At 47.8% G+C, this 17,413-nt stretch carries 11 protein-coding genes and 1 tRNA gene; 11 read left to right on the top strand and 1 reads right to left on the bottom strand.

Features of this window, described 5'->3' with window-relative positions:
* Positions 1-185: 185 nt before the first annotated feature.
* From uvrA to ligA, 7 genes are all read left to right on the top strand, one after another.
* A complete protein-coding gene (uvrA, locus tag ACR0QT_RS02040; protein WP_432629233.1) occupies positions 186-3,017 on the top strand; it encodes an excinuclease ABC subunit UvrA in 2,832 nt (943 codons plus the stop codon).
* An 82-nt stretch (positions 3,018-3,099) separates the two neighbouring features.
* Positions 3,100-3,750 carry an HAD family hydrolase gene (locus ACR0QT_RS02035; protein WP_432629232.1) on the top strand — a complete coding sequence of 217 codons (651 nt, stop codon included), beginning with the start codon at positions 3,100-3,102 and terminating at the stop codon, positions 3,748-3,750.
* A gap of 172 nt (positions 3,751-3,922) precedes the next feature.
* Positions 3,923-3,994, top strand: a tRNA-Arg gene (locus tag ACR0QT_RS02030).
* Positions 3,995-4,242: 248 nt separating this feature from the next.
* Complete coding sequence (locus ACR0QT_RS02025) at positions 4,243-5,274, top strand: hypothetical protein (protein WP_432629231.1); 1,032 nt, start codon at positions 4,243-4,245, stop codon at positions 5,272-5,274.
* Positions 5,275-5,439: 165 nt separating this feature from the next.
* On the top strand, positions 5,440-6,465 hold the full coding sequence (queA, locus tag ACR0QT_RS02020; protein WP_432629294.1) for a tRNA preQ1(34) S-adenosylmethionine ribosyltransferase-isomerase QueA: 1,026 nt from the start codon (positions 5,440-5,442) through the stop codon (positions 6,463-6,465).
* A 101-nt stretch (positions 6,466-6,566) separates the two neighbouring features.
* Positions 6,567-7,334, top strand: a complete 768-nt coding sequence (locus ACR0QT_RS02015; RefSeq protein WP_432629230.1) for a pseudouridine synthase — start codon at positions 6,567-6,569, stop codon at positions 7,332-7,334.
* Positions 7,335-7,500: 166 nt separating this feature from the next.
* Positions 7,501-9,468 carry an NAD-dependent DNA ligase LigA gene (ligA, locus tag ACR0QT_RS02010; RefSeq protein WP_432629229.1) on the top strand — a complete coding sequence of 656 codons (1,968 nt, stop codon included), beginning with the start codon at positions 7,501-7,503 and terminating at the stop codon, positions 9,466-9,468.
* Here ligA and ACR0QT_RS02005 read toward each other — a convergent pair.
* Complete coding sequence (locus tag ACR0QT_RS02005; RefSeq protein ID WP_432629228.1) at positions 9,460-12,504, bottom strand: glycoside hydrolase family 2 TIM barrel-domain containing protein; 3,045 nt, start codon at positions 12,502-12,504, stop codon at positions 9,460-9,462. The two genes, ligA and ACR0QT_RS02005, sit on opposite strands and share 9 nt — an antisense overlap.
* A gap of 302 nt (positions 12,505-12,806) precedes the next feature.
* On the opposite strand from ACR0QT_RS02005, the gene ACR0QT_RS02000 reads away from it, so the two are divergent.
* The 4 genes from ACR0QT_RS02000 to ACR0QT_RS01985 all read left to right on the top strand — a co-directional run bounded on the left by ACR0QT_RS02000 (position 12,807) and on the right by ACR0QT_RS01985 (position 17,285).
* Positions 12,807-13,676, top strand: coding sequence for an AraC family transcriptional regulator (locus ACR0QT_RS02000; protein WP_432629227.1), 870 nt, complete (start codon positions 12,807-12,809; stop codon positions 13,674-13,676).
* A 274-nt stretch (positions 13,677-13,950) separates the two neighbouring features.
* The gene (locus ACR0QT_RS01995) at positions 13,951-15,345 is read left to right on the top strand and encodes an MFS transporter (protein ID WP_432629226.1); all 1,395 of its coding nucleotides are present in this window, start codon (positions 13,951-13,953) and stop codon (positions 15,343-15,345) included.
* A 270-nt stretch (positions 15,346-15,615) separates the two neighbouring features.
* Positions 15,616-16,533 carry a homoserine O-acetyltransferase MetA gene (gene metA / locus ACR0QT_RS01990; RefSeq protein ID WP_432629225.1) on the top strand — a complete coding sequence of 306 codons (918 nt, stop codon included), beginning with the start codon at positions 15,616-15,618 and terminating at the stop codon, positions 16,531-16,533.
* Between the two features lie 188 nt (positions 16,534-16,721).
* On the top strand, positions 16,722-17,285 hold the full coding sequence (locus ACR0QT_RS01985) for a Maf family protein (RefSeq protein WP_432629224.1): 564 nt from the start codon (positions 16,722-16,724) through the stop codon (positions 17,283-17,285).
* Positions 17,286-17,413: the final 128 nt, after the last annotated feature.

Genomic DNA, 17,413 nt, shown 5'->3' with positions numbered 1-17,413 from the left:
TCAATCGAACAAATGTTTGCAAAACACACAGGGATGTGATATAATTAAGAACACTTAGCAAGGAAATTTCGAGCTTAGTGTTCTTAATTGTATAGGCGCAAAAGAAAAAGCGACCGGGGCGCGATGAGCGTCCGATTTTACAGAAAGAACCGTGGTGACTTGCACAACAGAAAGGTCTTTGAGCGATGGCAAAACAATATATCAAGATACGAGGTGCGAATGAGCACAATTTAAAAAATATCTCTCTCGATATTCCGAGAAATGAGCTTGTGGTTCTCACAGGACTGAGCGGATCGGGGAAGTCGTCTCTGGCATTTGACACGATCTATGCGGAGGGACAGCGGCGCTATATGGAGTCTCTGTCGTCTTATGCGCGCCAGTTCCTTGGACAGATGGAAAAGCCGGATGTCGAGAGCATTGAGGGACTTTCCCCGGCGATCTCGATCGATCAGAAATCGACGAACCGTAACCCGAGATCGACAGTCGGAACGGTCACGGAGATCTACGACTATATGCGTCTTTTGTATGCGCGAATCGGTATCCCGCACTGTCCGAAGTGTGGCAGGGAGATCAGACGTCAGACAATCGATCAGATGGTCGATCAGATCATGGCACTGCCGGAGCGGACGAAGCTCCAGCTTCTCGCCCCGGTTGTCCGCGGACGAAAGGGCGAGCATGTCAAACTGCTCGATCAGGCGAGAAAGAGCGGTTATGTGAGAGTGCGGATTGATGGCAATCTCTATGATTTGTCCGAGGAGATTCACTTGGAGAAGAACATCAAGCACACGATTGAGATTGTCGTCGATCGTCTCGTTGTGAAAGAGGGCATTGAGAAGCGTCTGGCAGACTCGATTGAGACCGTGATGGGGCTTTCTGATGGGCTGATGACCGTCGATGTGATCGGCGGAGACCCAATTCAGTTCAGCACAAGCTTTGCGTGTCCGGACTGCGGAATCAGCATTGAGGAGGTAGAACCGCGCAGTTTCTCGTTCAATAATCCGTTCGGAGCATGTCCGGACTGCTTTGGTCTCGGATATAAGATGGAGTTTGATGAGGATCTGATGATTCCGGATAAGTCTTTGAGTATCTCCCAGGGAGCGATCACGGTCATGGGCTGGCAGTCCTGCTCGGAGAAGGGCAGTTTCACTCATGCGATTCTTGAGGCACTGGCAAGTGAGTATCATTTTGATCTCGACACTCCGTTTGAGGACTATCCGAAGGAGATCCACGATATTTTGATTCACGGAACGAATGGTCATGAGGTCAAGGTTCATTACAAGGGACAGCGCGGAGAGGGTGTCTATCCGATCGCGTTTGAGGGACTGATCAAGAATGTGGAGAGACGGTACCGCGAGACGTTTTCAGAGACCTCAAAGGCGGAGTATGAGACGTTTATGAGAATCACACCATGTAAGCTCTGTAAAGGACAGCGTCTGAAGGCGAGCTCGCTTGCGGTGACCGTCGGTGGTATCAACATCTACGAAGCGACGGAGATGTCGATTGCGAAATACCGGGATTTCCTTGAGACGCTGACATTGACCCCGATGCAGGAGTCGATCGGTGCGCAGATTTTAAAGGAGATCAAGGCGCGTCTGGATTTCCTGTTGAATGTCGGACTGGAGTACCTCTCGCTGTCGCGTGCGACCGGAACTCTGTCGGGAGGAGAGGCGCAGAGAATCCGTCTTGCGACGCAGATCGGCTCGGGTCTTGTCGGCGTGGCGTATATTCTTGATGAGCCGAGCATCGGACTTCACCAGAGAGATAATGACAAACTTCTCGCGACGCTGATCCGTCTGCGTGACCTCGGAAACTCTGTGCTCGTCGTTGAACATGATGAGGATACGATGAGACAGGCAGACTGCATCGTCGACATCGGTCCGGGTGCGGGAGAGCACGGCGGAGAGGTTGTCGCAGTCGGCACGGCGGAGGAGATTATGAAGTGCGAGCGGTCGGTGACCGGTGCTTATCTGAGTGGTCGAATCCGGATTCCGGTTCCGTCAGAGCGCAGAAAGCCGACGGGATTTTTGACTGTGCGCGGGGCAAGTGAGAACAACTTAAAAAATATCGATGTAAGTTTTCCGCTTGGAGTGATGACCTGTGTGACCGGAGTTTCCGGATCTGGAAAGAGCTCTCTTGTCAATGAGATTCTCTATAAGGCACTTGCGCGCAAGCTGAACCGTGCGCGGACGATTCCGGGCAAGTTTAGGAAGATTGAAGGCATCGAGCAGTTGGATAAGGTGATTGACATCGATCAGTCCCCGATCGGAAGAACCCCGCGGTCGAATCCGGCGACGTACACCGGTGTATTTGATATGATCCGAGATCTGTTTGCGTCAACTCCTGATGCAAAGGCGAAGGGATACAACAAGGGTCGCTTCAGCTTTAATGTCAAGGGTGGACGATGCGAGGCATGTAGCGGAGATGGCATTATCAAGATCGAGATGCACTTCCTTCCGGATGTCTATGTTCCATGCGAGGTCTGCGGAGGAAAGCGTTACAACCGCGAGACGCTTGATGTGAAGTACAAGGGAAAGAGCATTTACGATGTGCTGAATATGACGGTTGAGGAAGCGATGAAGTTCTTCGAGAATGTGCCGTCGATTTACCGCAAGATTGCGACGCTCAACGATGTCGGACTTTCCTACATCCGCTTGGGTCAGCCGTCTACCCAGCTCTCCGGCGGAGAGGCACAGCGAATCAAGCTGGCGACGGAACTGAGCCGAAGAGGAACCGGAAAGACGATCTACATTCTGGATGAGCCGACGACAGGACTTCACTTTGCAGATGTCCACAAGCTCGTTGAGATTCTGCGAAGACTCTCGGATGGTGGCAATACGGTTGTCGTCATTGAGCACAATCTGGATGTGATCAAGTGCGCCGATTATCTGATCGATATCGGTCCGGAGGGCGGAGACCGTGGAGGCACGGTGATTGCCCAGGGAACCCCGGAGGAAGTCGCAGAGAATCCGGATTCCTATACCGGACAGTATGTAAAGAAATATTTGGCAAATGATTAAGAAGGATTCAATAAGAAATATTGTGACTGTGAAGGCACGGAACAGTTACGAAATATTTAGATAGATACAGGAGGAGGCTAAGATGCTGAAGGCAGTGATTTTTGATATGGATGGAGTCATCATTGACAGCGAGATCGAGTATCTCAAGAGAGATCTGGAGTTTGCCAAGAAAAAGAACCCGGATGTGAAGATGGAAGATCTTCTCGGCATGGTGGGATCTTCGAGAGAAGATGCGTGGCAGTGTATGGTGAAGGCAATCAAGAGTGACAAGACCTGGGAGGAAGTGCGGGACGAGTGCCGTGCGAGCAGAGATGTCTTTTCGGAGATCGATTACCGCGCGATCTTCCGTCCGGAGATCCCGGGAATTCTGCGATCTCTTCAGCAGATGGGGCTTCGCCTTGCGCTTGCATCGAGCACGCGCAAGGAATTGATTCTGAGAGTTCTTGAGGAAAATGGAATCCGCGACTTCTTTGAAGTTGTTGTCAGCGGTGCTCAGTTTAAACGGAGTAAGCCGGATCCGGAGATCTATCATCACACGGCAGAACAGCTTGGACTTTCTGAGAAAGAATGTCTTGCAGTTGAGGATTCGACATTTGGTGTGACTGCGGCATACCGTGCAGGAATGCCGGTTACGGCTCTGATTGATGAGCGTTTTGGCTTTGACCAGTCGCTTGCAGGATGGAGAATGCATAAATTAGAAGAGGTTTTGGAGATCGCAGAGAGCCTGATGTAAGCTGGTATTTTTCTTTCTGGCAGGTGGTTTTGAATATGGAATATTTGAATATTGGATGCTGGAAAGATGTTTGGCAGAAAATTCAGAATGATAATTTGATTTTTGTTTGTTGAAAAAGTTGAAGGAAAAAATACTTGCAAAATAGGAACAATTCGTGTATGATAAAGGAGATGCGTCTGTAGCTCAGTGGATAGAGCAGTGGCCTCCGGAGCCGCGTGCGTAGGTTCGATTCCTATCAGACGCATTTTCTTTTTGCTGAAGAGCCCTATTGAGAGCCGGTGTGCTGAGAATAGGGCTCTTTTTCTTGCTTTTTGAAAAGCATTTTGCTATGATAAGATGCGGATCGTCTGGATAAAAATCGAGCGTTCAAAAGCAGTTGAAAACAAGACTTAGCAAAGAAAAAAGAGAAGAATGAGAAAGATCCGGATGGGCAGAAACATTCAAATTTCACTGTCCGGGATCTGAGTCAGACTGGAGGGAAAAGCATTTAATATGGGACTTAATGATAAGAAAAAAAGCGGTTTTGAGCTGAGCAAAGATCAGAAAAAGATGTTGCCAGCGGTACTGATTCCGCTTGCAGTGATTGTGCTGATTGTGTTTATCGTGCTTTCAGACAAAAAGCAGGCAGAGCCGACCTCTGCACAGTCAGAGACTGCGGTGGAGAGCGTGGAAGACGGAGCAAGCACGGACGATCAGGCAGATGCTTCTGATGGCGAAGGGGAATTTGTGGCAGAGGATGGAGAGAACGCAGAGGCACAGGAGAGCACTGCCGAGGGAGATGGTACCGAGACCGAGGCGCAGAACTTTGAGACCGACGATCTGAAGAAAGATTCCGTTCCGGAGATTCTCAGTCTGATGAAGACATATTTTCAGGCGCGCGCAAATGCAGATGCTTCTGCGCTGAATCAGGTTTACGGCGGAAGCGAGAAGGAAGAGTGGCAACTTCAGAAAGAGGCATCCAAACTGCGCAGTAATTCCAAGTATGTGCAGGGATTTGAGAACGTGACGACCTATGTGGTGGATGGACCGGAGAGCGACACCTGGCTGGTGTATGCGCTTGCGGATATTCGCTTCAACTCAGTAAACACGACCGCTCCGATGATTATGTGGTGTTGTGTCCAGAAGGATGGAGAGGGCAATTACCACATTCTTCAGGATGATGCAATCTCGGATGAGATGCAGAAGTTTGTAGATACGGAAAATCACTCCGAGGGAGTGCGCCGTCTGGCATCGAGTGTAAACACAAAGCTCAAGGACGCAATCGAGTCGGATGAAGAGCTCAAGACCGTTTACGGTGTCTTGAGAGAGGGTTCGCCGGTTTATGAGGGCAATGACAATCAGCAGAGTGTAGTGGTTGAGTCGAATGATCAGAGTACAGAGTCCTCCGAGAATGGTGCAGATGCCACAGGAGATTCCGCCGGTGACGCAACAACCACAACAGATTCCGCTACGAATTCCGCGGAGACGAGCAGTGCGGACAACGCATCTGGCGAGAGCAGTGCAGAGAGTGGTTCTGCGCAGTAAATTTGCTTGAAAGAGTACAGAAAAGCTGACAAAAAGAGGTCGGTGAGTTTGAGTAGAATCAAGTGCCAAGTCCTTGCAAGCATTTGACTTAAACAGAAAATTATGGACCTAAGAAATAAAAAATGAATGGAAAGTGTGACAAAAGAAATGGAAATGAAACAGGCAATGAATGTAACCGATTATAATTTTGATCTTCCGCAGGAGCTGATTGCTCAGGATCCGCTTGAGGATCGTTCTTCCTCTCGCCTTCTGGTTCTGAACAAGGAGACTGGTGAGATGGAGCATCGCGTTTTCCGCGATATTGTAGAGTATCTTCACCCGGGTGACTGTCTCGTCATCAATGACACGAAGGTAATTCCGGCGCGTCTGCTTGGCGTGAAGGAGGACACGGGTGCTCATGTGGAGGTTCTTCTCTTAAAGAGAAAAGAGAATGATATCTGGGAGACGCTTGTAAAGCCGGGAAAGAAGTGCCGTCCGGGTGCTGTTTTAAGCTTTGGAGATGGTCTGTTAAAGGGAACCGTTCTCGATGTGGTTGACGAGGGAAACCGCCTGATCCAGTTCTCCTACGAGGGAATTTTTGAGCAGATTCTCGATCAGCTCGGTCAGATGCCTCTTCCGCCGTACATCACCCATCAGCTCAAGGACAAGAACCGTTACCAGACCGTCTATGCGGTGCATGAGGGATCGGCAGCAGCTCCGACAGCAGGACTTCATTTCACGAAAGAGCTGTTAAAGCAGATCGAGGATATGGGAGTCAAGATTGCACATGTGACGCTTCATGTCGGTCTTGGAACTTTCCGTCCGGTAAAGGTGGACAACATTCTCGATCACCACATGCATTCTGAGTTCTACATGGTGGAGGAGTCTGAGGCAAAGAAGATCAATGACACGAAGGCAGAGGGCGGACGCGTGATCTGTGTTGGAACGACGAGCTGTCGAACGATCGAGTCTGCGACGGATGAGAATGGTATTTTGAAAGCGGGAAGCGGTTGGACGGAGATCTTCATCTATCCGGGTTACAAGTTTAAGATTCTGGATTGCCTGATCACGAACTTCCATCTTCCGGAGTCCACTCTGGTGATGCTGGTATCTGCTCTGGCAGGCAGAGAGAATATTCTCAACGCTTATCAGGAGGCAATCAAGGAGCGCTATCGTTTCTTCAGCTTTGGCGATGCGATGTTTATCAAATAAGATTTAAGATTGTCTATCAATGTCTATCAAAGTTTATCAAATAGGTGAAATGAGATGCGTTTGAGATAAGCAATCGAATGATGAATGATGGGGAAGAAAACATGGAAGAAATCCGTTTGAATAAGTATCTGAGTGAGCAGGGAATCTGTTCGAGACGAGAGGCGGATCGTCTGATCGAGGCAGGAAAGGTCACGATCGACGGACGAAAGGCGCAGACCGGAGAGAAAGTGACCGGTCACGAGAAGATTTTCTGCGATGGAAAGCCGGTTGGAAGAGCTTCCGGCGGAAAGAAGGCAAAGCCGGTTCTTCTGGTTGTCAACAAGCCGAGAGGGATTGTGTGCACGACCTCGGACAAGGACCGCGCGCCGAATGTGATCGAGCTGGTGCATTATCCGTCCCGTGTGTATCCGGTTGGACGACTGGACAAGGATTCGGAGGGACTTCTGCTTCTGACGAATCAGGGCGAGCTTGCCAATGAGATCATGCATGCGGGCAACCTGCATGAGAAGGAGTATCTGGTGACGGTGGATCAGCCGTTTAATTCCGCATTTTTAAAGAAGATGCGCGAGGGCGTGGAGTTAAAAGAACTTGGAGTCATGACGAGACCGTGCCGGGTGGAGTCTGTTGGACCGAAGACATTTCGGATTGTGCTGACACAGGGACTCAACCGCCAGATTCGCCGGATGTGCGAGGAGTTGGGCTATCATGTCGTGACACTCAAGCGAGTGCGTATCATGAACATTCTTCTGGGCAAATTAAACACGGGAGATTATCGCCGTGCAACGCCGAAGGAGATGGAGGAGCTTGAGCGTGCACTTGAGCAGGCGAGAGAACTTCGAGAAGGGCAGGACGAGGAGACGACCGAGTAAAGCGGATCAGCGAGTGACAGTGAGTGATTGGTACTTTGTAGGTAGAATCCTTGCTTTGTCGTTGGCATCATCCGTGAAGAGCGGAAGCTCAGAATGTGTTGTGAAATCGGTTTGAGATGTTTTGTGTGAAGGGAAAACGGAGAAGAGGGAGAAGACGGGAGCGGATATGGGACAGAATCAGGATGAAAAACTTTTGCGAATGAAGGAGCTGACGGCAAAATTGTCGGAAGCGTCGAAGACTTACTATCAGGAGAGCCGGGAGATCATGAGCAATTTCGAGTATGACAAGCTCTATGATGAGCTTCTCGCACTTGAGAAAGAGACCGGCGTGGTGATGGCGGGAAGCCCGACCCAGAAAGTTGGCTATGAGATTCTCAGCGAGCTTCCGAAGGAGGCGCATGAAGCTCCGATGCTCTCCCTCGACAAGACGAAGGAGGTCAGCGTTCTTCAGGAGTGGCTTGGAGATCAGGAAGCACTTCTGTCCTGGAAGCTCGACGGTCTCACGATTGTGTTGACGTATGAGGGCGGAGAACTTGTGAAGGCGGTCACGCGCGGAAACGGGGAGATCGGAGAGGTTATCACGAACAATGCCCGCGTCTTTGCAAATGTTCCGCTTCGGATTGCGTATCAGGGACAGCTGATTCTCCGCGGAGAGGCGGTGATCCGCTACTCAGATTTTTATCGCATCAATGAGGAGATCGGGGATGTTGACGCAAAGTACAAGAATCCGCGCAACCTGTGCAGTGGCTCAGTGCGTCAGCTGAACAACCAGATCACGGCGCAGAGAAATGTAAACTTTGTGGCATTTATGCTTGTGCGTGCGGATGGAGTGGATTTCCACAACTCCAGACGGGAGCAGTTTGAGTGGTTAAAGACACAGGGATTTGAGGTCGTCGAGTATCGGATGGTAAGGAGAGAGAGCCTGCCGGAGAATGTCCAGTATTTTGCGCAGAAGATTTCTGACTATGACATTCCGTCCGACGGTCTTGTGCTTCTGCTCGACGATATTGCCTACGGGGATTCGCTCGGACGGACTGCGAAGTTCCCGCGCAACTCGATCGCATTCAAGTGGGAGGATGAGATCAGGGAGACCCATCTTCTTGAAATTGAGTGGAGTGCGTCGAGAACGGGACTCATCAATCCGGTTGCAATCTTTGAGCCGGTGGAGCTTGAGGGAACGACGGTCAGCCGTGCGAGTGTCCATAACCTCAGCATCATGGAAGGACTTAAACTTGGAATCGGCGATACGATCACGGTTTACAAGGCAAACATGATCATCCCGCAGATTGCGGAGAATTTGACGCGAAGCGGAAAGATGGAGATCCCGAAGATCTGTCCGGTCTGTGGAGGGGCGACAGAGATCCGCCAGATGAATGACGTCAAATCGCTCTACTGTACCAATCCGGACTGCCAGGCGAAGAAAATCAAGAGTTTCTCTCTCCTCGTCAGCAGAGATGCGCTGAACATCGACGGACTTTCTGAGATGACGCTCGAGAAATTCATCGGCAGTGGACTGATCCACACCTATGCGGATATCTTTCATCTGGATCGTCATCGCGAGACGATTGTGGAGATGGAGGGATTCGGAGAAAAGTCGTATGAGAAGCTGACGACCGCGATCCGGCAGGCGTCCCACACGACGCTTCCGCGCGTGATCTATGGGCTTGGAATTGCCGGCATCGGTCTGGCAAATGCGAAGATGCTCTGCCGTCAGTTTGATTTTGACTTTGAGAAGATGCGCCATGCATCCGAGGAGGAGCTGACTGCGGTCGATGGAATCGGAATGGTTCTTGCAGACGCATGGATCACCTATTTTGAGTCGGAGAAGAACAACCGCCTTGTGGATGATCTGCTTGCGGAGTTAACGATTGAGCAGGAAGCGGGAAACACGGAGACTGTGATCTTTGCGGGAATGACGTTTGTGATTACCGGATCGGTGACTCATTTTGCAAACCGCAAGGAGCTTCAGGCGGTAATCGAGGCGAGAGGTGGAAAGGCGACGGGATCGGTCACGTCAAAGACGACCTATCTGATCAATAACGATGTCGCCTCCAACTCGTCAAAAAATAAGAAGGCAAAAGAACTTGGCATTCCGATCCTCTCCGAGGAGGATTTTTTGAAACTCTTAGAGTGATCTTCTGACAAACGGGATCAGCTCAAATCGAAATTGGAATGAGGATTCATCAAACTGGTATTCCTTTAAGACAGTCGGTCCACAGCTGTTTGATCCGATTCCATTCTGCGCGTAATCAAGACAGAAGACAAGGCTGTCGGATTCCGTCAGTTCATAATTGTGAGCCGTTTTTTCGAGTTCTTCCTGTGTGTAACGGGAGGCATTGAAGGAGAACGGCTCTTCTGAGACAGCGGTGATGCCAAACTGGGAAGCGGATAATTCCACAAAATCACAGTCGAAGTGACTTCCGTTTTCCTGAGGACGGATATAATCCTCATGCAGATCTTTCACATTTGCGTGGTATAAGCCATGGCTTGCCCCCTGATGCTTATCTCGGTAACTTTCCTGCGGTCCGAACCCAAAGAAGGAGACATGTTCCAATTTCTTGTTTAAGAATATCCGCAGTCCAAAGCGGGGAAGAACAGGAAATTCTGTGTCCTTGGTCACCGTGAGGATGGCGCAGATCTTTCCATTGCCGTCAATTTTCCAGAGAATGTTGACATTTAGGATTTTCTGGATCGAGTCGGCGACAATGGCGGTGTGGGCGATGAGGAAGACTCCGTACATATTTTGAAGAATTTCCACCTGATAAGCGCGGGTATATGCCCTGTCAAAGCGCGCTTTCTTCCATTCTGATTTGAGGTACATATCGTTATCGGTAGGTGCTCTCCAGATGTTGAGCTCCATGGGATGATTCAGATACTCTCTTCCAGCAAACAGAAGCTGGGAAAAAAGACCAGTTCGTTTGTCGAGCGTGTAAGTAAAATCTTTGGCTTTCAGGATGACAGCTTGATCCGTTTCCTGAACAACGATCTCATTGGTCTCTGCGGTTCGGTTGATCCAGCTGAGTGCTTTCTGGTTTCGCCCGTCCTCATTATCAAGGAGAATCTCATCAAAACCGAGAGGATATCCGGGATTCATCAGAGGAAGTTCCTTCTTCAGGAGATAGGTGAGCTTGAGATAAATTTTTCCCGTCTCTGGAACCGCAATCTTTAATTCTGTTTTTCCGTGATCGTGCGGTCGGACGGAAAACGGGGCGAGTCGTCCGCTCTGAATGGACAATCCGTCTCTTGTCACTTCAAAAAGAATCTCCACATAGTCTTTTAAATCATCAAAATCCATGTAGTTGTGTAAAATCAGTTCTCCGCTTGCGGGATCGTAGGATACGACTCTTGCAGGGCGGTAGACATTCTTGTACTCCAAAATTCCAGTGTGAGGGGTGCGATCCGGGTAGACGAGTCCATCCATGCAGAAGTTTCCATCATGGAGTTCTTCCCCGTGATCTCCGCCGTAGGCGTATCGCATTTTTCCATTTTTCGCGCTGCCGTGCGCAACGGCATGGTCACACCATTCCCAGACAAAACCGCCACACATCCGGTCATCACTTTGAATCATCTGGAAATAATCTTCAAGATCTCCCGGTCCGTTTCCCATCGCATGACAGTACTCGACGAGAAGAAACGGCTTGCTTCCATCTTTTTTGAGATATTCTTGAATTTCTGTGAGGGCAGGGTACATCCGGCTGTACAAATCCAGATTTTTGTAGTCATAAGTTACATCGTAGTTGCGGTAGCGGGCGCTTTCATACTGGGTGATTCGATCAGAATCAAATTCCTTCGTCCATCTCAGCGCATTCTCGAAATTACATCCGTATGCACTCTCGTTTCCCATTGACCACATGACGATGCAGAAACGGTTCTTGTCGCGCTCCACCATTCGCTGAACGCGGTCAAGGATTGCCTGCTCCCATGCCGGATCATCGGCGATTTTCTCATTCCAGCGTTTGAAACGGTTATAGTCGGTATCTTCTTTGCGGTACAGCATAAATGGTCCATGCGCTTCTAAATCTGCCTCATCGATGACCAGGAAGCCGTAGCGGTCACACATCTGATAAAAATAAGGGGCGTTCGGATAATGACTTGAACGGATCGAATTAAAATTATGTTGTTTCATCAAGGTGAGGTCTTTTTTGATCTGTTCCACACCGACGGTGAATCCGGTAACCGGGTCAGAGTCGTGACGGTTGACTCCGCGAAATTTAATTTTTTCTCCGTTAAAGAAAAGTACACGGTCGCGGATTTCGATTGTGCGGAGTGCAAGTTCGTCGACGATCGTTTCATATTCCGTCTGAAGTACGATCGTGTAGAGGTAGGGGCGCTCTGTGTTCCAGAGGATCGGATTTTCAAGCTCAAACTTTACCTGTCCAGGCTCCGAGACCGTCTCTTCTGCGAGGAGTGTGCCATTCGGATCTTCCATGCGAATGGATGTGAGAACCGGGTGATAGAACTCCATATTGAGGTGGATGGTTGCATGATTTTCATGGATCTTAGTTGTGATGTGATAGTCCCAGATTGCATGCTCAGGGCGTTTTAAGAGATAGACATCGCGGAAAATTCCGCTCATGCGAAACTTGTCCTGATCCTCCAGATAAGAGCCGTCACACCATTTTAGAACGAGAACTGCAAGGGTATTTTCCCCCTCATTTAAAAGATCGGTGACATCGAACTCGGCAGTTGCATGGGAAACCTGACTGTATCCGACATAAATTCCGTTGATCCAAACGTAGAAACAGCTGTCGACACCCTCAAAGTTCAAAAAGGCTTTTTCTGCAAGCGCATCTTTCTGATACGAAAACGTTCGGACATACGCGCCACAGGGGATGTCCTGAGGAACGTAGGGCGGATCAAACGGAAACGGATAGCGAATATTGGTGTACTGGTTTGAGTCGTATCCAGCTGTCTGCCATACGCTAGGAACGATGATCTCATCAAACTCTTTTGTGTCATAGTCGGACTGATAAAAGCGATCATGAAGTTCATAGATGCTCTTGTAATATTGGAATTTCCATGTGCCGTTTAACAGTTGAAAACGATCGGAATTTTCCCGGTGCTCAACCAGAGTATCCATCCGTTTGGATGCCGGTATGTAATAAGCTCTCATCGGCATGGTGTGGTCATGTAAGACGTTTAAATCTTCATAATAGCGTGGAATAATCATTCATAAACCCTCCTGATAGGCAATGCGTTGATATATATTTTTTTGTTGTGTCTGATGCTTGTCCTGTGTTTGAAGTCAAACGAGAAAACGGTCCGACTAACTTGAAAATATTTTGTTTTCTAGGGATATTTTACAGAAATGCGTTCTGCCTGTCTATGAATAGAAATAGACGAAATATGCACAAAATGATATAATATAGAATATGGTTTATAATGCAGTTCAAATGCAGTTCAAATGCAGTTCAGAATGCAGTTTGGAATACTTTTTAGAAGAGCATACGGGATGACAGGGGGGAAGGACAGATGTATATCAATACCGGATATCTGAATCAGTCACACAAGGACTTTAAGGACAAACGTCAGCCACTGATTGTGGGCAGTTGTGGAAATTACCGCCTGTCTTCGTATCCGAAAATGCCGACTTATCGTCCGAGAGGACGGTTGGATTATCAGATCATCTATATTGCGTCGGGAAAGGCATATTTTCATTTTGATAAGCCGGAGAATGAGACGATTGTGCCGGCTGGAAATGTTGTGCTGTTTCGTCCGAAAGAACTTCAAAAATATGAATATTACGGGAAGGATAAGACAGAAGTATTCTGGATTCATTTTACGGGAAGTGATGTGAAAAATATACTCAGAAAATATGGGTTTGCGGACAAGCAGAGAGTGTTTCCGGTTGGAACGTCGCTGGAATATGAGCGCATTTTCAAGAGAATCATCAGCGAACTGCAAAAATGCCAGAGTGATTATGAGGAGATGCTGATGCTTCTTCTGCGTCACCTGCTGATTGTATTTAACCGGGAACTCACACGAGAACACGTTCTGAAAAACGAATATATGGATCGAGAGATGGAGCTGACAGTCTCTTATTTTAGCACGAATTACAATCTGGACATCAATATTGAGGAGTATGCATCCTCGAAGGGGATGAGTGTCAGCTGGTTTATTCACAATTTTAAGAAATATACCGGGGAGACTCCAATGCAATTTCTCACTTCCATTCGCATTACGAATGCCCAGATCTTGTTAGAGACCACGACCTACTCAGTCAATGAGATCTCACGGATTGTCGGGTATAACAATCCTCTGTATTTCAGTCGTATTTTCCATAAAAGAAAAGGATATTCACCTCAGCAGTATCGAAAGAGAATGATGGAGACGGAAGAATGAGCAAGTCCCCTCTTTGTCGGACAAAAGGGCAGGTTCACAGTATGATAGATACCTGTTAAACGGCAAAGAGGGGATTTTTGTGCTCTTTTTTAACAGTATGATTTTGTGCATATTCTGTGTAACTTCATTCATCGACAAATGCTAAAGAAAAACGTATGATAGGGACTGTTGAGGGACGAAATGAATAGAAAAAAATACATATTTTTATTTGGATTTTCATCTCTTGGCGGGGAACTGAAAATGGGGGATTGCGTAAAGGAGAGGGATACCCGGTATGGAAGAAAAGAAATATTTAAAGTGGTACAACAAGGTTGGTTACGGTTCGGGGGATATTGCGGGAAATGTGGTGTATGCATTTCTCACGTCTTTTGTCATGGTCTATCTGACGGATACGGTTGGATTGACCGCGGGAATTGTGGGGACGCTGATTGCTGTCTCAAAGATTTTTGACGGATTTACGGATATCTTTTTTGGCTCGATGATTGATAAGACGCATACCAGACTTGGAAAGGCGCGTCCGTGGATGATTTATGGATATATCGGTTGCGCCGTGACACTGATCGCCGTGTTTGCAGTGCCGATGAATCTTGGCAATTCCGCAAAGTATGCGTGGTTTTTTATCGCCTATACGTTGTTGAACGGTGTTTTCTATACGGCGAATAACATTGCTTATTCGGCGCTGACCTCGCTTGTCACGAAAAACAGCAAGGAACGCGTTCAGATGGGCTCATACCGGTTTATCTTTGCATTTTCTACGAGTCTTCTGATCCAGTCGATTACGGTTGGGTTTGTTGATCGCCTTGGCGGGGATGCAGGTGCATGGAGAACGGTGGCAATTATTTATGCAGTGGTGGGACTGATTGTGAACACGATCTCCGGTCTTTCTGTGAAGGAGCTTCCGGAGGATGAGCTGAATGAAGGCGAGGAGAAGACGGAACAAGAGGAATATGGACTTGTTCAGGCGTTTCATCTGCTCATAAAAAATAAATATTATCTGATGATCTGTGGCACTTACATTTTACAGCAGTTGTACGGTGCGATGATCGGGGCCGGCATTTATTATATGACTTGGGTCTTAAAAAATAAAAATTTGTTTGGTCAGTTTGCGTGGGCGGTAAATATTCCGCTGATCGTTGCACTGATTTTCACTCCAACCCTTGTCGGAAAATGGAAGGGAATGTATAAGCTGAACTTAAGAGGATATATCCTGGCAGTCATCGGAAGAGGGCTTGTTGTGGTAGCAGGATATATGGGAAACATTCCTCTCATGATGGCATTTACTGCGCTTGCGGCGCTTGGTCAGGGACCGTGGCAGGGAGATATGAATGCAGTGATTGCATCCTGCTCAGAGTATACTTATCTGACACAGGGAAAGCGGGTCGATGGAACGATGTATTCCTGCACTTCGCTCGGCGTAAAACTGGGTGGAGGAATTGGAACGGCTGTGGTTGGATGGCTGTTGGAATTCAGTGGTTACGTTGGAACCAATTCCGTACAGCCCCAGTCAGCGCTTGATATGATGCAGTTTATGTACCTGTGGCTTCCTCTGATTTTTGATGTTCTGATTATGTTTGTTCTCTCAAAGATGGATGTGGAGACGGCAAATGAGAAATTAAAGGCAGAAAAGGGAATGATCTCGGATGAGGTCACAGACCATGTGCAATACTGATCAGAAGTTGAATGGTTGGAATGAGGTTATGAACCTTTATTTTTAGTAAAACTTGTTTCTCAAAAAACTTATTTCCGAGATGGCATCTCGACTATTGCCTCTTCTTGTGATATACTACAAAGCGTATATTTGCGAGAAGAGGCATTTTTATTGATAAATAATAGGTAAATATAGGTAATTGAGTAAAAAGTTCATGTAAACATGTAAATAAGAACATGAAGGTTTTTGTTGAGATTTTGCATCGAGATTAATCGATTGGGGGAGAAAATTATGCCAATTAAAGTACAGAATGAACTTCCGGCGCGCGCCGTTCTTGAGTCGGAGAATATCTTTGTGATGGATGAGGACCGTGCATTGAGTCAGGATATTCGTCCGCTTCAGATTTTGATCCTGAATTTGATGCCGTTGAAGGAGGATACGGAGACTCAGCTTCTGCGTGCACTCTCCAACACACCGCTTCAGGTGGATTGTACATTTTTGATGATGTCCTCTCATGTGTCGACACATACGTCTGCCAGCCATTTAAACAAATTCTATGTCACCTTCGATGAGGTCAAAAAGAAAAAGTTCGATGGTCTGATTATTACCGGTGCTCCGGTTGAGAATATGGAGTTTGAGGAAGTCAATTATTGGGAAGAGCTCAAGACGATCATGGAGTGGTCAAAGACTCATGTTCATTCCACCCTGCATATCTGCTGGGGAGCACAGGCTGGTCTGTACTATCATTATGGAATTCCGAAATATATGAGAAAATCCAAGCTCTCCGGAATTTATCGTCACCGAATTCTTGACCGCAAGGTTCCGCTTGTGCGCAGTATGGATGACTATGTGATGGCACCACATTCCCGCTACACGGAGGTGCGCCGTGAGGATATTGAGAAACATCCGGAGCTTCAGATTGTCGCAGAGTCGGATGAGGCAGGCGTTTTTCTGGTGCTCAATCGGGATGGAAGCCAGATCTTCGTTCAGGGTCATCCGGAGTATGACCGCATGACATTGAACAATGAGTATCACCGTGATCTGAAAAAGGGACTGAATCCGGAACTTCCGTGCAATTATTATGAGAACAACGATCCGTTCAGCGTTCCGGTTCTTACATGGAGAAATCTCTCCAACACGCTCTATGCAAACTGGCTGAACTTCTATGTATACCAGACAACCGATTACATTCTGGATGCAGAAGAGTAGGAGAATCCGGGGAAACTTAGAAAGTTAGGAAGAATTCTGAATCGAAACAGAAGTCGGAATTGAAATCTGGGTGGCATCACAGATTTAGATTGAAACACAGATCGGAATCGAAATAGAAACTTGGATCGAAAATGGGCGATACAAGAGACAGACGAGACGAATAACAGGAAACAGGAGAAACGCTGGAAATGAAAAAAGTAATTCTTGCATCTGCATCCCCGAGGCGCAGAGAACTTCTGCATCAGGTTGGAATTGAGCCGGAAATTGAGCCGAGCCATGTCGAGGAAGTGATCACGACGACGGTTCCGGCGGATGCGGTGATGGAGCTGTCGGCACAGAAAGCCGGAGATATTGCGAAGCACCATGAAGGAGAGCAGGTGATTGTCATCGGGGCAGACACGGTTGTGTCGGCGGATGGAAAAATTCTCGGAAAACCTCACGATGAGAGCGAGGCATTTGAGATGCTCAGCATGCTCAGTGGACGGAAACATCAGGTCTACACGGGAGTGACGATAATTTTCTGTGAGACAGGAAAGACTTATACGTTTGCGGAGAAGACGGATGTGGAGGTCTATCCGATGACGGAGGAGCAGATTCGTGCTTACATTGCGACCGGAGAGCCGATGGATAAAGCCGGAGCTTATGGAATTCAGGGACGCTTTGCGATGCATGTAAAGGGAATTTGCGGAGATTACAACAATGTGGTGGGACTTCCAGTAGGAAGACTCTGTCAGGAGCTTTTTCATAAGTGACCAGAAAATAAATAAGATTTTTCGCTTACAAATTAACCAGAAATTGATCAGAGGTTAAAAAATTAGCGGGAGAGTTCGTTTTGAGCTCTCCCGCCTTTCTTATACTTTTGTTTCATAAAATTTTGTAG

It is taken from the genome of Brotaphodocola sp., from assembly GCF_050873365.1.
In the GTDB taxonomy this organism is placed as follows: Bacteria; Bacillota; Clostridia; order Lachnospirales; family Lachnospiraceae; genus Brotaphodocola.
Note: the sequence above shows the minus strand (reverse complement) of the source record. Positions and strands in the feature narration are given on the sequence as shown.

Coding starts and splice junctions, on each gene's coding strand:
- ACR0QT_RS01985 (WP_432629224.1), top strand. CDS start 16,722: ATGAAAAAAGTAATTCTTGCATCTGCATCCCCGAGGCGCAGAGAACTT.
- metA (WP_432629225.1), top strand. CDS start 15,616: ATGCCAATTAAAGTACAGAATGAACTTCCGGCGCGCGCCGTTCTTGAG.
- ACR0QT_RS02005 (WP_432629228.1), bottom strand. CDS start 12,504: ATGATTATTCCACGCTATTATGAAGATTTAAACGTCTTACATGACCAC.
- ACR0QT_RS02025 (WP_432629231.1), top strand. CDS start 4,243: ATGGGACTTAATGATAAGAAAAAAAGCGGTTTTGAGCTGAGCAAAGAT.
- ACR0QT_RS01995 (WP_432629226.1), top strand. CDS start 13,951: ATGGAAGAAAAGAAATATTTAAAGTGGTACAACAAGGTTGGTTACGGT.
- uvrA (WP_432629233.1), top strand. CDS start 186: ATGGCAAAACAATATATCAAGATACGAGGTGCGAATGAGCACAATTTA.
- ACR0QT_RS02015 (WP_432629230.1), top strand. CDS start 6,567: ATGGAAGAAATCCGTTTGAATAAGTATCTGAGTGAGCAGGGAATCTGT.
- queA (WP_432629294.1), top strand. CDS start 5,440: ATGAATGTAACCGATTATAATTTTGATCTTCCGCAGGAGCTGATTGCT.
- ligA (WP_432629229.1), top strand. CDS start 7,501: ATGGGACAGAATCAGGATGAAAAACTTTTGCGAATGAAGGAGCTGACG.
- ACR0QT_RS02000 (WP_432629227.1), top strand. CDS start 12,807: ATGTATATCAATACCGGATATCTGAATCAGTCACACAAGGACTTTAAG.
- ACR0QT_RS02035 (WP_432629232.1), top strand. CDS start 3,100: ATGCTGAAGGCAGTGATTTTTGATATGGATGGAGTCATCATTGACAGC.